14 protein-coding genes are annotated in these 18,064 nt (G+C 69.3%); 7 read left to right on the top strand and 7 right to left on the bottom strand.

Annotated features, from left to right (window positions below; translation table 11 throughout):
- Complete coding sequence (locus FHY05_RS16240; RefSeq protein WP_183945500.1) at window positions 1–1,353, bottom strand: hypothetical protein; 1,353 nt, start codon at window positions 1,351–1,353, stop codon at window positions 1–3.
- 246 nt (window positions 1,354–1,599) lie between these two features.
- On the opposite strand from FHY05_RS16240, the gene FHY05_RS16235 reads away from it, so the two are divergent.
- The 5 genes from FHY05_RS16235 (at window position 1,600) to FHY05_RS16215 (ending at window position 7,186) form a co-directional block, all read left to right on the top strand.
- Window positions 1,600–2,757, top strand: a complete 1,158-nt coding sequence (locus FHY05_RS16235; RefSeq protein WP_183945499.1) for a glycosyltransferase — start codon at window positions 1,600–1,602, stop codon at window positions 2,755–2,757.
- A 79-nt stretch (window positions 2,758–2,836) separates the two neighbouring features.
- Window positions 2,837–4,090, top strand: a complete 1,254-nt coding sequence (locus tag FHY05_RS16230; protein ID WP_221191265.1) for a glycosyltransferase — start codon at window positions 2,837–2,839, stop codon at window positions 4,088–4,090.
- A 37-nt stretch (window positions 4,091–4,127) separates the two neighbouring features.
- The gene (locus FHY05_RS16225; RefSeq protein WP_183945498.1) at window positions 4,128–5,204 is read left to right on the top strand and encodes a glycosyltransferase family 1 protein; all 1,077 of its coding nucleotides are present in this window, start codon (window positions 4,128–4,130) and stop codon (window positions 5,202–5,204) included.
- 70 nt (window positions 5,205–5,274) lie between these two features.
- The gene (locus FHY05_RS16220; RefSeq protein WP_183945497.1) at window positions 5,275–6,645 is read left to right on the top strand and encodes a cellulase family glycosylhydrolase; all 1,371 of its coding nucleotides are present in this window, start codon (window positions 5,275–5,277) and stop codon (window positions 6,643–6,645) included.
- 22 nt (window positions 6,646–6,667) lie between these two features.
- Window positions 6,668–7,186 carry a serine O-acetyltransferase gene (locus tag FHY05_RS16215; RefSeq protein WP_183945496.1) on the top strand — a complete coding sequence of 173 codons (519 nt, stop codon included), beginning with the start codon at window positions 6,668–6,670 and terminating at the stop codon, window positions 7,184–7,186.
- 91 nt (window positions 7,187–7,277) lie between these two features.
- On the opposite strand, the gene FHY05_RS22825 is transcribed toward FHY05_RS16215, so the two are convergent.
- The gene (locus tag FHY05_RS22825; RefSeq protein WP_221191264.1) at window positions 7,278–7,856 is read right to left on the bottom strand and encodes a hypothetical protein; all 579 of its coding nucleotides are present in this window, start codon (window positions 7,854–7,856) and stop codon (window positions 7,278–7,280) included.
- On the opposite strand from FHY05_RS22825, the gene FHY05_RS16205 reads away from it, so the two are divergent.
- The gene (locus tag FHY05_RS16205; RefSeq protein WP_183945495.1) at window positions 7,849–9,642 is read left to right on the top strand and encodes a DUF1800 family protein; all 1,794 of its coding nucleotides are present in this window, start codon (window positions 7,849–7,851) and stop codon (window positions 9,640–9,642) included. The two genes, FHY05_RS22825 and FHY05_RS16205, sit on opposite strands and share 8 nt — an antisense overlap.
- Window positions 9,643–9,653: 11 nt before the next feature.
- Entirely contained in the window at window positions 9,654–11,015 is a 1,362-nt protein-coding gene (locus FHY05_RS16200; RefSeq protein WP_183945494.1) for a DUF1501 domain-containing protein, read from the top strand.
- Window positions 11,016–11,022: 7 nt separating this feature from the next.
- On the opposite strand, the gene FHY05_RS16195 is transcribed toward FHY05_RS16200, so the two are convergent.
- The 5 genes from FHY05_RS16195 to FHY05_RS16175 form a co-directional block, all read right to left on the bottom strand.
- On the bottom strand, window positions 11,023–11,973 hold the full coding sequence (locus tag FHY05_RS16195) for a glycosyltransferase (RefSeq protein ID WP_183945493.1): 951 nt from the start codon (window positions 11,971–11,973) through the stop codon (window positions 11,023–11,025).
- A complete protein-coding gene (locus tag FHY05_RS16190) occupies window positions 11,970–13,460 on the bottom strand; it encodes an MOP flippase family protein (protein WP_221191263.1) in 1,491 nt (496 codons plus the stop codon). The genes FHY05_RS16195 and FHY05_RS16190 overlap by 4 nt, the downstream gene beginning before the upstream one ends.
- A 489-nt stretch (window positions 13,461–13,949) precedes the next feature.
- Window positions 13,950–14,873 carry a glycosyltransferase family 2 protein gene (locus tag FHY05_RS16185; protein ID WP_183945491.1) on the bottom strand — a complete coding sequence of 308 codons (924 nt, stop codon included), beginning with the start codon at window positions 14,871–14,873 and terminating at the stop codon, window positions 13,950–13,952.
- A gap of 85 nt (window positions 14,874–14,958) precedes the next feature.
- On the bottom strand, window positions 14,959–16,149 hold the full coding sequence (locus tag FHY05_RS16180; protein ID WP_221191262.1) for a glycosyltransferase: 1,191 nt from the start codon (window positions 16,147–16,149) through the stop codon (window positions 14,959–14,961).
- A gap of 227 nt (window positions 16,150–16,376) precedes the next feature.
- A complete protein-coding gene (locus FHY05_RS16175; protein ID WP_183945489.1) occupies window positions 16,377–17,936 on the bottom strand; it encodes a glycosyltransferase family 39 protein in 1,560 nt (519 codons plus the stop codon).
- Between the last annotated feature and the right edge of the window lie 128 nt (window positions 17,937–18,064).

Below are 18,064 nucleotides of genomic sequence, written 5' to 3'. Positions count from 1 at the left end.
TCAGCCCGTCGCCGCGGCGGGTGCCGCGGCGCCGAAGTGACGGCGCGAGCGGGTGCGACGGAGCGAGCGGAGCAGGGCGCCGACCGCGTAACCGAGGAAGATGCTGCCGACCGCACCGGCGACCACGATATTGGCGGTGATGCCGTTAAGCGCGAGCAGGGTGACCAGCGCCAGCGCGGCGAAGTCGGTGCCGTCGCGCAGCGGTGTCGCCAGCAGCGCGCGCGCGGCGAGCGCGAACAACGCCAATGCCGCCGGCAGGCCGAGCGTGAGCGCGGTGTACAGGAACATGTTGTCGATCATCACCAGGTCCGGCCGCGCGCCGGTCGGTCCGATCCCGCCCAGCCCGAAGCCGAGCAGCAGCTGGGGCACGTCGAACAGGTGGGGCAGCACCCGCGGCCACACCTCGACCATGCGCTGGTCAAGGGTCGCCGCGTTCACGCGCAGCGCCGCGCTGAAGTCAAAGCCCGCGAAGACCGGCGGCACCAGCATGCTCGCCCCCAGCCCCAGCACGCCGAGCGGCCGCAGCAGCGCGGCGGCGTGGAAGCCGGCGCGCCGGAACGCCACCAGGGGAGAGACATAGCCGACCAGCACGGTGGTGATCAGCCAGCCGGCGGTCGCCTTCTGCGTGGTGAGCAGCAGCGCGTGCAGCGCCGCCGCGCAGAACAGCGTGCTCGGCGCGCGCAGCCGGTTCTGGGTGAGGCCGAGCAGGACGAGCGTCCCCGCCGCGATGATCACCGAGGTGTCGGTCGAAGCGATGCCGAGGCCGGAGAGACGACGGCTCCCGTCCGCCGACCATTGCCGCGCCGCCTCGGCGGTGCCGCCCACGCCTTCGAAGGTCAGGCCCGCCCACGGCACGGAGAAGAGCGCGTCGTAATAGACGCCGGCGATGCTGATCCCCGCCGCCGCCACCAGCGCGACGGGTAAGAGCCGGTCGCCGCGTCGCAGGCCGAGGCCGGCGAAGAAGGCGAGCAGCATATAGCCCAGCCCCCGCACCGCCAGCGCGACCGCGTAGCCGCTGTTGCTCAGCAGCGAGTACGCCACCAGCAGCGCCAGCGCGCCGACCGAGACGAGCACCGGCACGACCTTGTCGCGCAACCCCGCGCCGGCGATCGCAAGGAGCGCGCCGGCCATCAGCACGTCCGGCACGTACCAGAGGAACGGGAGGAAGGCGCGGATCGGGGCGGCGAAGGTCTGCCGGTAGATCAGAACGATCGTGACCCAGGCGACGACAGGACGGACTCGCTCGCCGCTCGCCACGCCGGCGGACCAGCCGCGGAACGACGGTGTTGCCGAGGCGGAACGATGCCGGTGCAGTCGTTGCGCGCCAGCGACCGGCGGGGCGAGCCTGTCCATCTCATTCATCGGGCGTTCAATCACCACTCCGTCGGAGTAGGTGCCTCATAGCGCTAACGCAATGTCAACTTGCAATGAATTGACAATTTTCCCGCGATGGGTCACCACCGCCGACGATTGTGACCCGGCCCGCGCAGAGGTCGCACGCTGCCCCGCCGTCAGGAGACCGACCGCGCGGCGTCGCGGCGCGGTCGGAGGAACACCATCCGGATCTTACTGGTCTCGCGCAATTTCTTCCCTGCTCAGGTGCACGGCGGCGCGCAGGTGTCGGTGGCGCAGCTGGCGCAGGGGCTGCGGGCGCGCGGTCACACCGTCGCGGTGCTCAACCTCGACGATCGCGCGCACCACGGCACCCACGCCGCGACCGGCGTCCCCGAATATCGGCTGCGGCTCCGCAACCTGTACCTGCGCGGCGACCATCCCGCGCCGAGGCGCGTGGCATGGCACATGATCGATCGGTTCGGCGACCGCATGGCGGCGGACTATCGCGCCGTCCTCGGCGATTTCCGCCCGGACGTCATCAACACGCATGTGATGGCGGGAATCGGCACGACGATCTGGCGCGTCGCGGCGGCGTTCGGGGTGCCGGTGGTACATCGCGTCAGCGACTATTATCTGATGTGTCTCAATTCAGGCCATAGGAGAGCCGGTCGGAATTGCGCGGGCGTGTGCGTGAGCTGCCGTCTGCTCGCGTTGGCGCCCGCGCGACGGCGGACGGCTTCGGTCGCCCACGTCGTCTATGTGTCGGAGACGATCCGGTCGATCCATGACGCCTACCACGTCTTCCCGCGCGACGTGCCAGCGACGGTCCTCGCCGGCGCCTATCGCCCCGCCCGCGCCGTCCCGCACCGGCCAGACCTGATCGAGCCGAGTCGGCTCACCATCGGCTTCCTCGGTCGGATCTCGCCCGAGAAGGGGCTGGATACGCTGTTGCGGACGCTGCGCCTGCTTCCGGCGGGCGGCTGGCGGCTTCGCGTCGGCGGCGAAGGCAGAGCAGACTATATGAACGAACTGAGGGAGTTGGCTCGAGAACTCCCGGTTGACTTCGTTGGCGTGCAGGCACCCGATGACTTCTACGCCACGGTCGACGCGCTCGTCGTACCGTCGCTGTGGGACGAGCCGTCCGGTCGCGTCGCCTTTGAGTCGGGGATCCACGGAGTGATCCCGATCGTCGCGGCGCGCGGCGGGTTGCCTGAGATGGTGGCACACGGCGAGCGCGGTCTGGTGTTCGATCCGGACGCACCTGCGACGCTGCTCGCCGCCCTCGCGCGCGTGCGTGGCGAGGGAGCGCTGCGCGCGCAGGTGCGCGCGCGCTGGCTCGCCGACCGCGGTGACTTCGACCCGGACGTGGTCGCCGGACGCACCCTGGCCATCTACGAACAACTGGTCGGGACAAGGCTTTAATCGTGCAATATGAAGCCGCACCTGCGATAGCACGGCGCACTGGAAACATCGCATGAGGCCACGACAGGATGGGAGCGTGATGACGATCGAGCGCGAGATCACCGCGGCGCCACCGCTCCCGGCGCCTGCGGACGCCGCGCCGGGTGCCGCCGGCGAGCCCGGCGCGATCGCGACGCCGCTGCGCGGCGAGGACGAGTGGCGCGCGCGATTCGCCGGGCTGCGCGTCGCGATCGTCCACTACTGGCTGGTCGGCCCGGGCGGCGGCGAGAATGTCGTCAAGACGATGCTGCGGATCTTCCCGCAGGCAGTCGTTCACACCCTGGTCGCCGATCCCGACTACTCGCGCACGATCGTGCCCGATGAGCGGCTGCGCACCAGCTTCCTGCAGAAGGTGCCCGGCGCGGCGCGCTTCCATCGCTCGCTGCTGCCGGTCGCGCCGATGGCGCTCGAGAACCTCGACCTCGACGGCTACGACCTGATCATCTCGAGCGAGTCCGGACCGGCCAAGGGGATCATGCCGCCGCTGGGTGCGGTGCACGTCTGCTACTGCCACTCGCCGATGCGCTACCTGTGGGACCAGTACCATCATTACCGTCGCGACGCATCGGCGCTGAAGCGGCTGGTGCTCTCCATCACGGTGCCGCGGCTGCGGCTATGGGACGTCGGCAGCGCGCTGCGGGTCGATCGCTTCGTCGCCAACTCGCGCTACGTCGCCAGCCGCATCGCGCGTTACTATCGGCGCTCCGCCGAGGTGATCTACCCGCCGGTCGAGGTCGACGACTTCGCCACTTCACCCGAGGTCGACGACTATTACCTGATCACCGGCCGCCACGTCTCGTACAAGCGGGTCGACCTCGCCATCGCGGCGTGTAATCGGCTCGGCCGCCGGCTGGTCATCACCGGCCAGGGGCCCGAGACCGCGGCGCTGCGCAAGCTCGCCGGGCCGACGATCGAGTTCGTCGGGCAATGCTCCTTCGCCGAGCTGAAGCTTTATTACGCGCGCGCGCGTGCCTTCCTGATGCCAGGCGAGGAGGATTTCGGCATCGCCCCGGTCGAGGCGATGGCGTCGGGCCGTCCGGTGATCGCCTATGCCTCGGGCGGCGCGACGGAGACGGTGGTGCCGGGCCTGTCGGGCCTGCACTTCGCCGAGCAGAGCGTCGACAGCCTCGTCGCCGCGATCGAGGCGTTCGAGCGCGACGAGGCGAGCTTCGACACCGCCGCGATCCGCTCTCACGCGCTGTCGTTCAGCCGCGAGCGCTTCCTCGACTCCTTCGCCCGCTTCGTCGACGCCGCGCTAGCCGCGCGCGGCACGGCCGCGAGCACGTTCCGCTGAGCCGGCGCGCGCGATGGCGGCTTCGGATCGGCGGCGCATGACACTGTTCATCAACGGGCGCTTCCGGCAGCAGCCGATGACCGGCGTGCAACGCTATGCCACACAGATCGTGCTAGCGCTCGACGCGTTGGCAGCACGCGGCGAGGTGGAGCTCGATTGCCAGCTGGTGCTGCCGCCCGATGCGCCCCTTCTGCCGCTGCGCGCGATCACGCAGGTCCATCATGGCCGGCTGCGCGGTCACGCCTGGGAGCAGGTCGACTTCGCCAGGATCGCGCGCGGCGGGGTTGCGCTGAGCCTCGCGGCGAGCGGGCCGGTCTTCCAGCACCGCCAGGTGGCGGTGATCCACGACGCCGCGATCTACCGCTTCCCCGAGAACTACTCACGCAGCTACGTGCTGCTGCACCGCGTCGTCGATCGTCTGCTGACGCGCCGCGCCACGATCGCGACCGTGTCGGACTTCTCGCGCGGCGAGCTGGCGCACTGGCTGGGTGTGCCCGCAAACGAGATCGTCGTCGCGCCCAATTCCGCCGAGCACCTCGACGCCGCGCCCGACGACGGCGTGTTTGCCACCTTGGGGCTGGCCGACGACCGGCCCTTCTTCCTGACCATCGGCAGCCTCACCCGGAACAAGAATCTGCGGCTCGCGATCGAAGCGATGCGCGACCAGACGGCGGCGGCGCGGCTCGTCATCGTCGGCCAGATCGACGGCGGCGTGTTCGCGGCGGAGATGCCCGACGCGCCGGAACAGGTGATCCTGGCCGGGCGGCTGTCCGACCGCGCGGTCACCGCGCTGATGCGTCGCGCGCGCGCGTTGGTGTTCCCGAGCCTGTACGAGGGGTTCGGCATCCCTCCCCTAGAGGCATTCGGCAACGACTGCCCCGTGCTGGCCAGCGCGATCCCGCCGGTGCGCGAGGTGTGCGGCGACGCCGCCGACTATTTCGACCCGCACGACGCGCCCGCCCTCGCCGCGCTGATGCGGCGCGCGCTCGACGATGATGGCACCTGGCGCGCCGATCGGCTCGCGCGCGGTCGCGCGCGCCTCGGGCATTTCTCCTGGGAGCGCTCCGCCGCCACGCTGGCGGCCGCCTGCGTCGCGGCGGCGCGACAGACGTGACCGCGCGCACGGATCGCCGGCGCCGCTGCGTCGTTCTAGTCGCGCCGGGAAGCTCATGGGGAGACAGGCGATGCGCCTGAAGATCTGGCCGTTCGCGGCCGCCGGCACGATCGCGGCGACGGCGCTCGCCACCGCCGCTGTGTGGTCGCAGGTGCCGGCGACCACCCAAGTCACCTTCGCGGCGACGCCGCCGACCGGTCGCTACACGCCGCCGATCTTCGGCGCGACGACGCACTTCGGCATGGGCCGACCGCTCGGTTATACCAACGGCGCGCGCGCCGCCGCGCAACTCCGCTCGATTGGCGCAGGCTCCTATCGCGATGGGATCATTTGGGCGCAGTTCAGCTTTCCGCCAAACGGCTCGCCCGTGATCAAGGACCCGCGCCGAATCGTCGGCTTCCTACCGGTCGCCGGGGCGCGGCCGCTGTTCAGCCTTGGCGGCCCGCCCTTTCCGCTCCAGCAGAACGGCATGCCGCTGAACGACGCTCAGCTCAAACAATTCGCCGAGTACGTCGAGGCGCTGGTCCGCATGACGAGCCCCTACAACACAATCTTCGAGGTGTGGAACGAGTGGAACTTGCGGGTCGACTGGCAGAAGCCGGCGACGCGGCTGAGCGGTGCGGGCGATCCGTCCGACGCGCGCGCCGCGGTCCATTATGCCGCGGTCGCGAAAGTGGCGGTGCAGGCGGCCAAGCGCGCGAACCCCAGCGCGCCGGTCGTGGTCGGCGCGGTCGGTGACGATCCCGATTGGCAGTGGACGCAGGCAATCGTTCGCGATGGCGCGCTCGACGGCGCCGACGGCCTCTCCGTGCACACCTACAATCACTGTCAAGGCCCGCGTAACCGCACCGCGAACGAGATGGTGAACCGGCTGCAACGACTACAGACGCTGCTGCGCCAGCAACGCGGCGGCCGCGACACGCCGATCTACGTCACCGAGTTCGGCTGGCCCACCGTCGACGGCAAGTGCGACATCAGTCGGGAGCGCCAGGGCTATAATTTCGCTCATTATATCCTGCAATCGGCGACGCTGCCGTGGCTGCGCGGCTCCTGGGCCTATGAGCTCAAGGACGAGGGACAGGATCCGAACGACAGGGAGCAGAATTTCGGCATCTTCGGCTATGACGACCAGCCCAAGCCCGCCGCCTGCTTCATCAAGGAGGCGCGCGCGATCGTCGCCGGCGCGCGCGCGGTCGAGCTGCAGCTGCCCCGCCCCGACATCTTCGTTCTGCGCGCAGTTATGCCCGATCGCCAACTCGCGGTAGTCTGGACCAACAGCCTGACCCCGAGCAGCGGTGTCCGCTTCACAGCAAGGCCGAGCGGGGTGCGCATGATGTGCGGCGATGCGGCCGCAACGGACGGCACCCTGCCGATCGGCCAGGCGCCGCTGGTGGCGCGCTACCCGCTCGGCCAGCCGATCGCGCTCTCGATCACTGGCTGATCGCGGGCGACGAGGGCGAGCGGTGCGGTTCCGCGACGTGATACGCGCCGACCTGCGCGCCAACACCGGGCGGACGCGGCTGCGCGGCGCGCTGCCGGCCTTCGTCTTCCATCCGGGATTCTCGACGATTTTCCTCCACCGCGTCGCGGCGGCGCTCGTGCGCACGCCGCTCGACAGGCTCGGCATGCTGATTTGGGCGTGGAACACGCGCCGGAGCGGCTGTCACCTGCATCTCGACAGTGAGATCGGCGCCGGCCTGCACCTGCCCCATCCCGTCGCCGTGGTGATCGGTCAGGGCGTCCGCGTCGGAGCCGGCGTGACCGTCTACCAGTCGGTGACGCTGGGGCGATCGCGCGGTGACGATTATCCCGTGATCGGCGACGGTGCGACGCTTCATCCCGGTGCGATCGTCTTCGGCGCGATCACCGTCGGCGCCCGGGCGCGGGTCGGTGCAGGCGCGGTCGTGATGGCGGACGTTCCCGCTGGCGCCGCGGCCGTGGGCAATCCGGCCCGTGTCATCCGGTCCGCCCCCAGAGACTGACCGACCCCGGCCGATTCACCTGTGGGTCGGGCAAAGATGTCACGAAATAGTTAACGCGGGTTCGCCATAATTCGACGGCGGCAAGGTCGCATCATCCGCCGATCTTTTCCCCGTACGAAAGCAAAAAGCGTGATTCAGAGCAGCCCGCCTTAACCTCGTCTTTAGTGCGCTCGCTTACTGATCTGGCAGCGCGCTGGTCGCGCGACATCCTGATCATAGAATTTGGCGGGGCACGCGTGGCGAGCGCACGACGACGGACATCATTGCTGACGGCTTGTGCCTGCGTGGCGCTGGCCGCTTGCGGCGGCGGCGGAAGTGGTAGCGGGGGCGCCACCGCGACAGCGCCCGCGCCTGTGGTCGTCGTGCCCGCGGCGAGCCCGACACCGACTCCGACCCCGGTCCTGCCGCCGGCGAGCTCGGGCCCGACCGATACGCCGACCCCGACGCCGAGCGGCGGCGGCGAGATCGTGATCGTCACGCCGACGCCGGCGGCGACGTCCACGCCCACGCCCACGCCCACGCCCACGCCCACGCCCACACCGACGCCGACGCCCGTGGTGGCGCAACCGGCACCCACACCGACGCCGACACCGGCCGCGACTCCGACGTTCTCACCGGCGCCGACACCGACACCGACGCCCACGCCAACCGGCGGGATCGTCGTGGTCACCCCGACCCCGGCGGCGACGACCGCGCCCGATAGCACGCCGTCGTCGACGCCGACCCCCGCGGCAGCGCAGCCGGCGGGCGGTTTCGCCTATCTCACCGGGCTGGCCAGCGACCTCGCCGACACGATTGCCAACGCCTTCTGGCGCTTCCTCGCGCTCTTCACGGCCGACGGCACCAATCTTGCCTGGAGCAACGGTCTTACCGCGTTCCGCCAGCCGGTGCTGAGCGCGAGCGGCGCCGCGGCGGTGCCGCCCGACGTCGTCCGGCTCGCGCGTCAGGCCACTTTCGGTCCCAACCCGCAGGTCGTCGCGCGCATCAGCGAGCTGGGCGTGTCCGGCTGGGTCGACGAGCAGTTCACTTTGCGCGGCAGCACCTACAAGGACCTCATCGAATGGGTGCCGGCAAACTACTGCTCCGCGAATCCCGGCGTGCCGAAATGCGTTCTGACTCACTTCAACCGCGCGCGCATCGCGGCCCGCTTCTACGCCGACGCCACCATGGCACCGGACCAGCTGCGCCAGCGCGTCGCCTTTGCGCTATCGCAGATCCTGGTTGTCTCCAACCCGGGCGACAGCACCGCGGGGCTCGCCTCGTACCAGCAGATGCTGCTTGACAACGCCTTCGGCAATTACGGCGAGCTGCTGCAGGGCGTGACGCTCCACGGCTATATGGGCCGCTACCTTAACATGGCCGAAAGTGCGCGCGCCGCCCCCTCGGAGAATTATGCGCGCGAGCTGCTGCAGCTGTTCAGCATGGGCCCCGTGCAGCTCGCGCGTGACGGGACGCCGGTGACCGACTCCGGCGGCCGTACCTTACCGAACTACTCTACTGAAGACGTGCGCGGAGTCGCACGCGCGCTGACCGGTTGGACCTATGCCCATAGTGGCGGACGCACCGATTGGATCGGATGGGATTTCTCGCTGCCGATGGTGCCGGCGGCGACGAGCAAATACGACGGCGACGCCAAGTCGTTCCTCGGCACCAGCGTGCCGGCGGGGGCAAGCCCGGCTGACAGCGTGCGCGCGGTCGTGGCCGCGGCCTTCAACCATCCGTCGACCCCGCCGCGCATTGCCAAGCTGCTGATCCAGAACCTGGTGACCGCCAACCCTTCGCGCGGCTACGTCGGCCGCGTCGCCAGCGTGTTCGAGAACAACGGCAGCGGCGTGCGCGGCGACCTGAAGGCGGTGGTGCGCGCCATCCTGCTCGACCCCGAGGCGCGCGGGGACGAGCCGCGCGGCGATGCCGGCAAGGTCAAGGAACCTATCTTGGTCATGACCTCATTGGCCCGCGCGATCGGCCTCTCGACCGACGGCATCGCCTTCGTGTTGAAGGATGTCTATCTCGGCCAACCCGTCTTCAGCGCCCCCTCAGTCTTCAACTTCTACCCGCCGGATTATCCGCTGGCGCGTGCGCGCGGGCTGGTGAGCCCAGAGTCCAAGCTGCTCTCGGCCGGCAACGTGACCGAAGTGCACAATCTCGTCTTCAACTGGACGCTGCGCGGCGACGCGAATCGGCAGGAATATAGCTGGGACATGGGTCTGCCCAACTTCACCGGCACGCAGCCGCGCTGGACGGGATGGGACCAGATCGCCACCGACGTCGATCGGCTGGTGGCGGTGACCAACCTCCTGCTGCTCGACAATTCCGCCACCTCGGCACAGCTCTCGGCGCTGCGCAGCGCGCTGCTGGGGGTGCGCCACAACGACCCGGCCGTGCAGGCGCACAAGCGCGCGCAGGCGGCGCTCTACATCGCCGCAACGAGCCCCAACTTCCTCGTCGATCGCTAAGGACCAGATAGATGTTGATGTCGCGTCGCCACTTCCATCGTCTCGCGGTCAGCACCAGCGCGGCCGCCACGCTCGGCATGTTCGGCCGCGGCGCCGCCTTCGGCGCCACCACCGGCAGCTATCGCGCCATGGTCGGCGTGTTCCTGTTCGGCGGCAACGACGGCTGGAACATGGTCGTCCCGACCGATCCCGCCACCTACGGCGCGTATCTCCAGTCGCGCGGCACGGTCGCGCTCGCGCCCGGCGCGATCGCGCCGCTCTCCGGCGTGTCCTACGGGCTGCACAAGGCGATGGCGCGGCTGAGCGAGCTGTGGGACCGCGGCGCGATGTCGCTGGTGCTTAACACCGGCACGCTCGCGGCGCCGCTCGACAAGGCGACCTATATGTCGCGCCCGGACCTGCGCCCGACCAACCTGATGAGCCACGCCGACGAGCAGGAGCATTGGCAGTGCCTGCGCCCGCAGGGGAAAAGCTTGGACGGATTCATGGGCCGGCTCAACGACCGGCTCGCCGCCGGCACGGTGCCACCGTTGATGTCCTTCGCCGGCAACAACCTCGCGCTGATCGGTCAGAGCTCGCGCCCGCTGGTGGTGCCGGCGACCGGCTCGCTGACCCGGCTCGCCACCGGTCAGAGCAACATCGACTCCGCGGTGGCGAGCTTCGCCGACGGCACCGACCTCGGTACGCTGAGCGAATCCGCCGGCGCCGCCTATTCGGACGGCTATGCGATGATGGGCGCGACCGCCTCGCTGCTCGGCCAGTCGAGCAGCGTCGACGGCTATTTCGTCGACCCCGACACCGGCGCCGCGCTCACCTCGGACATCGCCAACCAGCTCAAGCGGGTCGCGCGCATGATCGAGGGTCGCGGGACGCTCGGCCACGCACGGCAGAGCTTCTTCGTCTCGCACGGTGGCTATGACACGCACGACAACCAGGTCACCGCAGGCGACACCGGCAGCGGTCGCCACGCCGGCCTGCTCAAGGAGCTCGCCCTGGCGCTCTACGCCTTCTACAACGCGATGCAGGGACTGGCGCTGCAGGATCAAGTGACGGCGTTCACGATGAGCGATTTCGGCCGCACCTTCAAAGGCAACGCCCAATATGGCTGCGACCATGCCTGGGGCAGCAACCACCTGGTGATCGGCGGCGGTGTGGCGCAGCGCGGCGTGTTCGGCCGCTATCCGGACCCAACGCTGGGTGGCAGCGACGACATCAGCTGGGAGGGCCGCTTCCTGCCGACCACGTCGCAGGAGGAATATATCGGCGCGATCCTGCGGTGGCACGGCGTCGCCGACGCCGACATGCCCTATGTCGTGCCAAATTGGGCGACCTGGTCGAGCAACGGCCGCGGCCCGCTGGCGCTGTTCACCTGAGCCGCGGTCAGCCGCCGCGGAGCGCGCGACGCGCCGCGCGCGCGGCGAAGCCGAGCACGCGGAGCGGCCGCGCGGCTAGATAGGCGCGGCCCTCCGGCGTGCGCGCCACCGCGCCGATCAGGTCGCGATTGTCCCACAGCATCCACATGACCGAGTAGAAAGACCAGTCGTCGTACAGCCGCCGCAGCGGCGCCGGCCGGTCGCGCAAGGCCACCATCGCCTCGTCCGCCGCGGTGATCCGGTCGACGACATAGCTGGCCGACTTGCTCGAGTTGGTCAGCGAGCCGTCGCGCACCCGCTGCCGGTAGAGCAGATCGGGCACCGCGACGATCAGCCGCGCCGACAGGATCACGGTGAGCGTAAACAGATGGTCCTCGTGCGCGCTGCGATCGGTGAAGGCGGCGCCGCTGCGCTCGATCAGCGCGCGGCGCGCGACATAGGTCCACACCGCCGCCGTATACATCCGCTGGCGCAGGTGATGCGCGAGCAGCTCGCTGCCGTCCGCGTACGTCCGTGCCTGCGCGTAAGCGACCTTTGGCGCCACCGGGATCAGCCGGCCGTCGCGCTCGGTCACCATCTCGGACGAGAAGAACAACAGGTCCATCGCCGGGTACCGCGCATGCTCGCGGCGCAGCGTCGCGATGAAGCCTGGGTCCAACACGTCGTCGCTGTCGCAGAAGAACACGAACTCGCCGCGCGCCAAGCTGAGCCCGAGCGCGCGCGCGCGCGCCGCGCCCGCATTGGGGGTCTGCTCGAGCACGATCTGCGCGCCGCGCGGGCTGCGCGCGACGAACGCGCGGATCCGGGCCGCGGTGTCGTCGACCGAGCCGTCGTCGACCAGCACCAGCTCGTCGGCGTCGCTCATCTGCGCGGTGACGCTCGCGAGCAGCGCGTCGATCGCCGCCCCGACGTTGTAGCAGGGGACGACGACGGACAGGAAGACGGGTGAGGCGCTCACGCGCGCATCGCCCGATCGGCGTGTCCGCCCAGCTTGGCGCTGAGCCCGTTCGCGGCGAGCAGCACGAAATCGCGCACCAGCGCGAAGGGGGAGAACCACAGCCCCAGCGCATAGGCCAGGGCTCCAACGACGACCGCCAGGGCGAGATTGACCACAGGCCAGGGCGTCGGCACCAGCACCACCACCGCCCCCGCCGCGACGAAGAGCGGCAGCGTCTGTGCGAAGGGGATCAGCACGTTGACGAGATACTGTCGCCCCATACCGACGACACAGGCGCGCACCAGGAAGAAATAGGAGGCGATCGTGTTGAGCAGCTGCACGATCAGGAAGCTACTGGCGATGCCGACGATGCCGTAGCGCTGCCCGAGCATGATCGCCAGCGCGATGCCGATCACCAGCTTGGCCACGCCCATGCGCACGTTGAGATGCATCTTCGCCTTGACCAGCAGCAGCGAGATCACCGGCGGATCGATGCTGCGCACCATGCCCACCAGGCAGAGGATTTTCACCAGCACCGCGATGAACTGCCATTCCGGCTTGAAGAACACCTGCACCACCAGGCTGCTGCAGACGAACATGCCGGCCAGCAGCGGCAGGTTCACCAACATGCCGTAGCTGGTCACCAGCAGGAAGTTGCGCGTCAGCTTCGTCTCGTCGTCCTGGATCTTGGCGAAGGCCGGGAACAGCGCCTGCACCAGCACCGGCTTGAGCCGCTCGATCAGGTTGATGCTGATGCCATAAGAAATGTTGTAGCCGCCGATCGCGGTGAGGCTCACCATCCGTGCCATCAGCGCGGGATAGGTGTTCACGCTGACCACGTTGATCAGCGAGTCGAGCACCAGCTGGACCGAGTAGTGGATGTGCGGGCGCGCCGCCGGCCAGGAGAAGGTGAACGACGGGCGGCGCTCGCGCAGGCTGTGCGCGAAAAAGATTGCGCAGCCCAGCGTCGTGCTCACGAAGAAGGCGACTGAGGCTACCCACGCCTTCTTAAAGACCACCGCGAGCGCGATCACCAGCACGCAGTTAGTCAGCAGCGTGATGATCGAAACGATCGCGACGAAGTCGAAGCGCAGCTCGCGCGACAGGATCGCACGCTGCTGCTGCCCGAACGGCACGAACAGGAACACCAGTGACATGATCTGCAGCTGCGTGGTCAGCTCGGGTGACTTGAAGAAGTGGCTCAGCAGGGGACTGCTGAAGAACGCCACGACGAAGGTGACCAGGCCGAGCCCTATGTTGATGGTGTAGAGCGAGGAGAGCTCGAGCTCGGTGATGCGGCCGTGGCGGATGATCGAGTTCGAGATACCGAAGTCGATGAAGATATTGAAAAAGGTGATGATCATGAGGGCGAGGCTGATGACGCCATATTCGTGCGGCGGCAGGATCCGCGCCAGCAGCCACAGCTGCAACAGACCCACGAACGCGCCGATGGCGGTGGACGCGAAGTTCCACTTCACCGCCTTCATCGTCTTGGCTTTAAGTTCCACCGCTCAGGCCCATCCCAGAGACAATATCGACAGCAGCGCCGCTCCGCGACGGCGAGCGCCGATCGCCCATAGCACCCCTTTTCGCCTAAGCGGGTATGATTTTTGATGCACTGCACCATGACTCGACGCCCCGCTCGGTTGGCGGCGCTGCGGATCGGTGATGGCTACAACCGCCTCGTCCTGCCGCGGTCATCGGTTGTCGCCGTTAGCTGAGCGGCACTTCGGAGGCTAGTCTTCGCCGCCGTCCCCTCTTCGAAAGTCCGGACTCGAGATGTTCGATGTGGCGGAAGCGGCACCGGCCACCCGCCTTCCCGTGCTCGACCCCGGGGTCCTTGGTGCCGCGAGCGCCGCCTGCGTGGTCGCGAGGAAGGATGGATCCCGGCTTTGGACTGACATAGCCCGGGAGTTGTTGCCTGATCAAGTCGAACGGCGGCCCCTTCGCGCTCGTCCTGCTCTCCTCGGGCAGGCGGGGCCGAGCGTCACGTCGACCTAGCCACGCAGCAGCGAGCGTAGCTCGGGGAAGCGCTCCAGTAGCGCGGCGAACTGCGCGTCATTGCCGGACGCATGAAAATTGTAGCTGTTTAGTGCACTCTCCTGCGACGCTGGCCATTCTACGACCGGCATGCGCTGCGCCACCCGGCGTCGCGCTGTGCCTTTGCGCACCGCCATGGCAAAGAACCAAATGTCGTCCGCGCGCGGGCAGAGCGCGAGGTACGACTCAGCATCGAGTACGTCCTCGTGCAGCGCGCCCGGTGGGTAGAGGATGCCCGACACGCCGGTGAGGAACAGCAGCCGACCTGGACCGATGTCCGTCGTAGCATCGGTATCTCGGGCCCAGTTCTCGTAGGGAGCGGGTTGCCCGCCCGAGTCGAAGTGCGCAACGTGGCCGCGATAGCCGACTACCGCGCCGGGGTGCTGGCACGCGGTCTCGACCAGTCGCTCGAGCCAGTGCGGCTCGTAGTAGACGTCGTCGTCGGTCGTGACGATCGTGGCAGCGGGGAAGGCGGCGAGCGCGGGCAACAGCTTCTTGGCCGATCGCAAGTCGGCGCACTCCCGAATCTCCAGCCCGTGCCCTACAAGCGCGAGCACGTCCGCTGGCAGCGCCGCGCGGTCCGGCGCGGCGAGCCACAGCACGAGATGGTCGGGGCGGACGGTCTGGTCCAGCAGGCTGCGCAGCGTCCGCGCCAAGGTCGCGTAGCGCTTGGGATACGAGGTGAGCGAGACGACCAGCGGCGTCGTCAGGCCGTGCGGCCGTCGCTCCGCGACCGCGGGAAAGGCGTCGGTCGCCGCGATCGCCGCGGCGAGCCGGCGACGTTCCTCGCGCGGCCCCTCGACGTCGAACAGGCGCTTGGCCCGGCCGAGCAGTCGATAGCCGCGGGGGAAGGTCGACCTTAATGCGCGCTTCAGCTTCACTGCCGGCAAACTCCTGTCGCGTCTTGGTACCTTGCCGACCTACGCACGGCGGTGACAACGGACCTTCGCGCAGCGGACGACGCGCTCACGTCGCCGCCTTGGCAGCGATCGCGTCGGCGAAGACGTCGCGATAGGCCGCCACCACGGCTTCCTCGGAGAAGGCGGCGAGCAGGTCAGGACGCCCCACCCCGCCCTGCCGCCAGTCGTCGCGCTCGTCGATCGCGGTCGTCATCGCGGCCGCGAGCGCGGCACTGTCCTGGGCCGGGTAAACCGCCGAGCGGCGCGGCAGGTCAGCGATCTCAGGGATGCCGCCCGAGTCCGCCGCGATCACGTTGCGGCCGAACTTGGTCGCCTCGATCAGCGTGCGGGTCAGCGGTTCGGGCCATATCGAGGAGATCAGCGCCACGTCGATCGACTCGTAGAAGGCAGCCGAGTCGGCGAAACCCAGCCACTCGATACGCGGATCCGGATACCGTCGCTGCAATCCCTCGACATAGCTCAGAAGACCAACGCCCGCGACGCGGAGCCGCCAGTCAGGGCGCTCGAGCCGGGTACAGGCGTCGAGTACCACCTCGATCCCCTTCTCCGGTTCAACCCTACCGATATAGCCAAAGATCAGCGGACCGACGCGCGTAGGCGCGCCGTCGCGCGGCGGATCGGGGATGATGTTGAAGATGCGTCGCCCCGGCACGCCCTCGAAGAAGCCGAACTCGCGGTGCTTGGCATCGACGAAATGGCTGATCGAGACGAGCTCGGTGACCTGCCGCGACGCCCTCTTGCTGGGGAAGGTCAGCAGGCGGCACTCAGCGCACCGCTTCGTACACGTCGTGTTGTGCTGGAACAGTGAGGTACGTACGCAGACCACGGCATAGTCGCGCAGCGTCTGGACGATCGGAATGTCGCGCCGCGAGGCCTCGGACCAGACCGCGTTGCTGAACCCGGTGAGCACGTTGCAGTGGATCACGTCCGGTCGCACTTGGTCCATGAGCGCGCCCACGCGCCGCGCCGCGCGCCGGTTCCAGCTGTTGCGCAGGTGCCAGCGTAAGCTTTCGACTGGCGAGCGTTCGATCACTACCTTGCCATACGGCCAGTAGATATTGTCGAGCGGGAAGCGGTGGACCTCCACGCCCGTGGCGAGGCGTTCAATGGTGGGGGCCGCTATATCATCGAGCGTCGCCACGCTGACTCGGTCGCCCGCGCGCGCGAGCCCCTCCGCCAGCAGCGATACCGACTTCTCGGCGCCACCGATCCGGTGGGGCGGGTAAAGCGCGTTCACGATAAGGATGTTCACAGATGCCACCGCGGAGCCGAAGATGGTTGGGAAAGCGCCACTTGCGCCGAGCGGAGACGCGACCGACACGGCATTACGCAGCACGCGGGAGCGACGCAAGCGCCGCGGTCGCGACGCGGGCCCGACCATGGGCGATCGGACGGACTCCGTCGCCGCGGCGCGGTACCCGCCCTGCCCGCCTCGGGTGAGGCGCGGTCCTGCAGCAGACCGGCTTACGGCACCCGGACGAGGCCGCCGCTCACCCGCGTTCGCGCCGCCACACCCTCGAGCAGTGCGGGCGGATAGGGGCCGTGGACGACCGGCGCCGCAGGCGGGGTGGCGTCGGCGTCGCGCAGCAGCCCGACCCGCCGCACGTCGAGCAGCGCGTCGTGGAACGGGCGGCGCAGCAGGTAAGCGGGCGCCGCAGGGGAGAGCGCCAGCCGCCCCTCCCGTGCCGGCACGGGCGCGGCGAGACCGCGCCCCCAGCCGTCGAGCTGGGGACCCGGTGCGACGAGCGGCACCACCGCGAACGGGCAGGACGGGCGGTGGAGCTGCACGCGGCACGCCATCTGCGTCGCGACGCCCATCGCCTCGCCGTCGACCAGCAGCGCGGCGCCCGGCGCGGCGGCGACCCGATTCACCACCGCGCGCCAGTCCTCGCGCGGCAAGTGCGGGCGGGTCAGAACGACGCTCGTCCCCATCGCGAGCGCCAGCGCGACCAACGCCCCGCCATAACCGCGCCCGCGCAGCGTGCCGACGCCGCGCGCGGCAAGCACCAGCGGGAACAGTGACAGCCACAGGATGGTGCGGTCGAGGAAGATCGCCTGCTTGAGGTTGAGCAGGAGGAACAGCGCGGTGGCGACCGCGAGGCAGGCGAGCGTCAGCCGCGTCGCCGTCTCGCCGCGACCGTGCCACGCCCCCCAGGTGGCGAAGCCGGCTACCAGCAGCGGCGCGGGGAGCTGGAGCGGGCTGATCTGGCGCGACTGCAGCAGCGTGGCGACGTAGACGAGCGCGCTCTTGGTCAGTCCAAGCCCCTGCATCCAGCCGAGATTGCCGTTGGGCTGGGTGAGCTGGCGGAAGGTGATGTACAGCCACCAGGACGACGCCAGCACGATCACGCCGTCGGCGACCGCGAGCGCGATCCAGAGCCGGCCGCGGAACGGTCGGAAGCGCGCGTCGACCAGCATCAGCGCCAGTGTCGCGGTGGCGGGCCAGATCACGCCGGTGGTGTGGAAGTAGATGCCGGCGACCGCGCCCGCGACATAGAGGGCCCAGCCGATGGCGCGGCTCCGGCCCGCTGTGGCGAGCGCGGCCTGCATCAGCCCGGCGAAGGACAGCGCCACCGCGAGGTAGAGGAAGATGTAGGCGCGGACCTGGTGCGAGAAATACAGTTGCTGTGGCGACAGCGCGAGCAGCAGCGCCGCGGCCACCGCGGCGCGGCGACCATAGGCGCGCGCCACCGCCGCATAGACCACGCCGATCGCGGCGAGGCTGGTGGCGATGCCGGGCACGCGCAGCCCCGCGTCGCTCAGCCCGGTGGCCTCAATCCACCAGCGCAGCAGCGTGTAGAACAGGGGCGGGTTGGTCTCGCGCAGGATCCACGCGCTCCACAGCCGCTCGGTCGGCTGCGCCGCGAAGAACACCGAGGCGAGCTCGTCGAACCACAGGGAGTAATCGGCGAAGGCGAGCCGCACCGTCGCCGCCACCAGCACCGCCGCGGTCAGCGCGGCGAGCCCGATGCGCGACTCGAGCCCCGAAACCGGCCAGCGCCGCGCGGTATCGCTCCGCTCCATCCCGTCCCCTCTCCCCGCGCGAGCGCGGCGTGTTCAGCCGCGTTTGCGCCAGGTGAAGATCGACGACATCGCGTAGTTCCAGACCGTGGTCACCGCGATACCGGCGAGCGCCGACACGATCAGGTAGT

This window comes from Sphingomonas sp. BK580 (assembly GCF_014194975.1).
GTDB lineage: Bacteria > Pseudomonadota > Alphaproteobacteria > Sphingomonadales > Sphingomonadaceae > Sphingomonas.
The sequence above is the reverse complement of the archived record's forward strand: the minus strand, read 5'-3'. Positions and strand labels throughout refer to the sequence as shown.

What these genes read in the sequence shown, in the direction of transcription:
- FHY05_RS16240 (WP_183945500.1), bottom strand. Translation starts at nt 1,353, where the DNA reads ATGGACAGGCTCGCCCCGCCGGTCGCTGGCGCGCAACGACTGCACCGG.
- FHY05_RS16230 (WP_221191265.1), top strand. Translation starts at nt 2,837, where the DNA reads ATGACGATCGAGCGCGAGATCACCGCGGCGCCACCGCTCCCGGCGCCT.
- FHY05_RS16225 (WP_183945498.1), top strand. Translation starts at nt 4,128, where the DNA reads ATGACACTGTTCATCAACGGGCGCTTCCGGCAGCAGCCGATGACCGGC.
- FHY05_RS16220 (WP_183945497.1), top strand. Translation starts at nt 5,275, where the DNA reads ATGCGCCTGAAGATCTGGCCGTTCGCGGCCGCCGGCACGATCGCGGCG.
- FHY05_RS16200 (WP_183945494.1), top strand. Translation starts at nt 9,654, where the DNA reads ATGTTGATGTCGCGTCGCCACTTCCATCGTCTCGCGGTCAGCACCAGC.
- FHY05_RS16175 (WP_183945489.1), bottom strand. Translation starts at nt 17,936, where the DNA reads ATGGAGCGGAGCGATACCGCGCGGCGCTGGCCGGTTTCGGGGCTCGAG.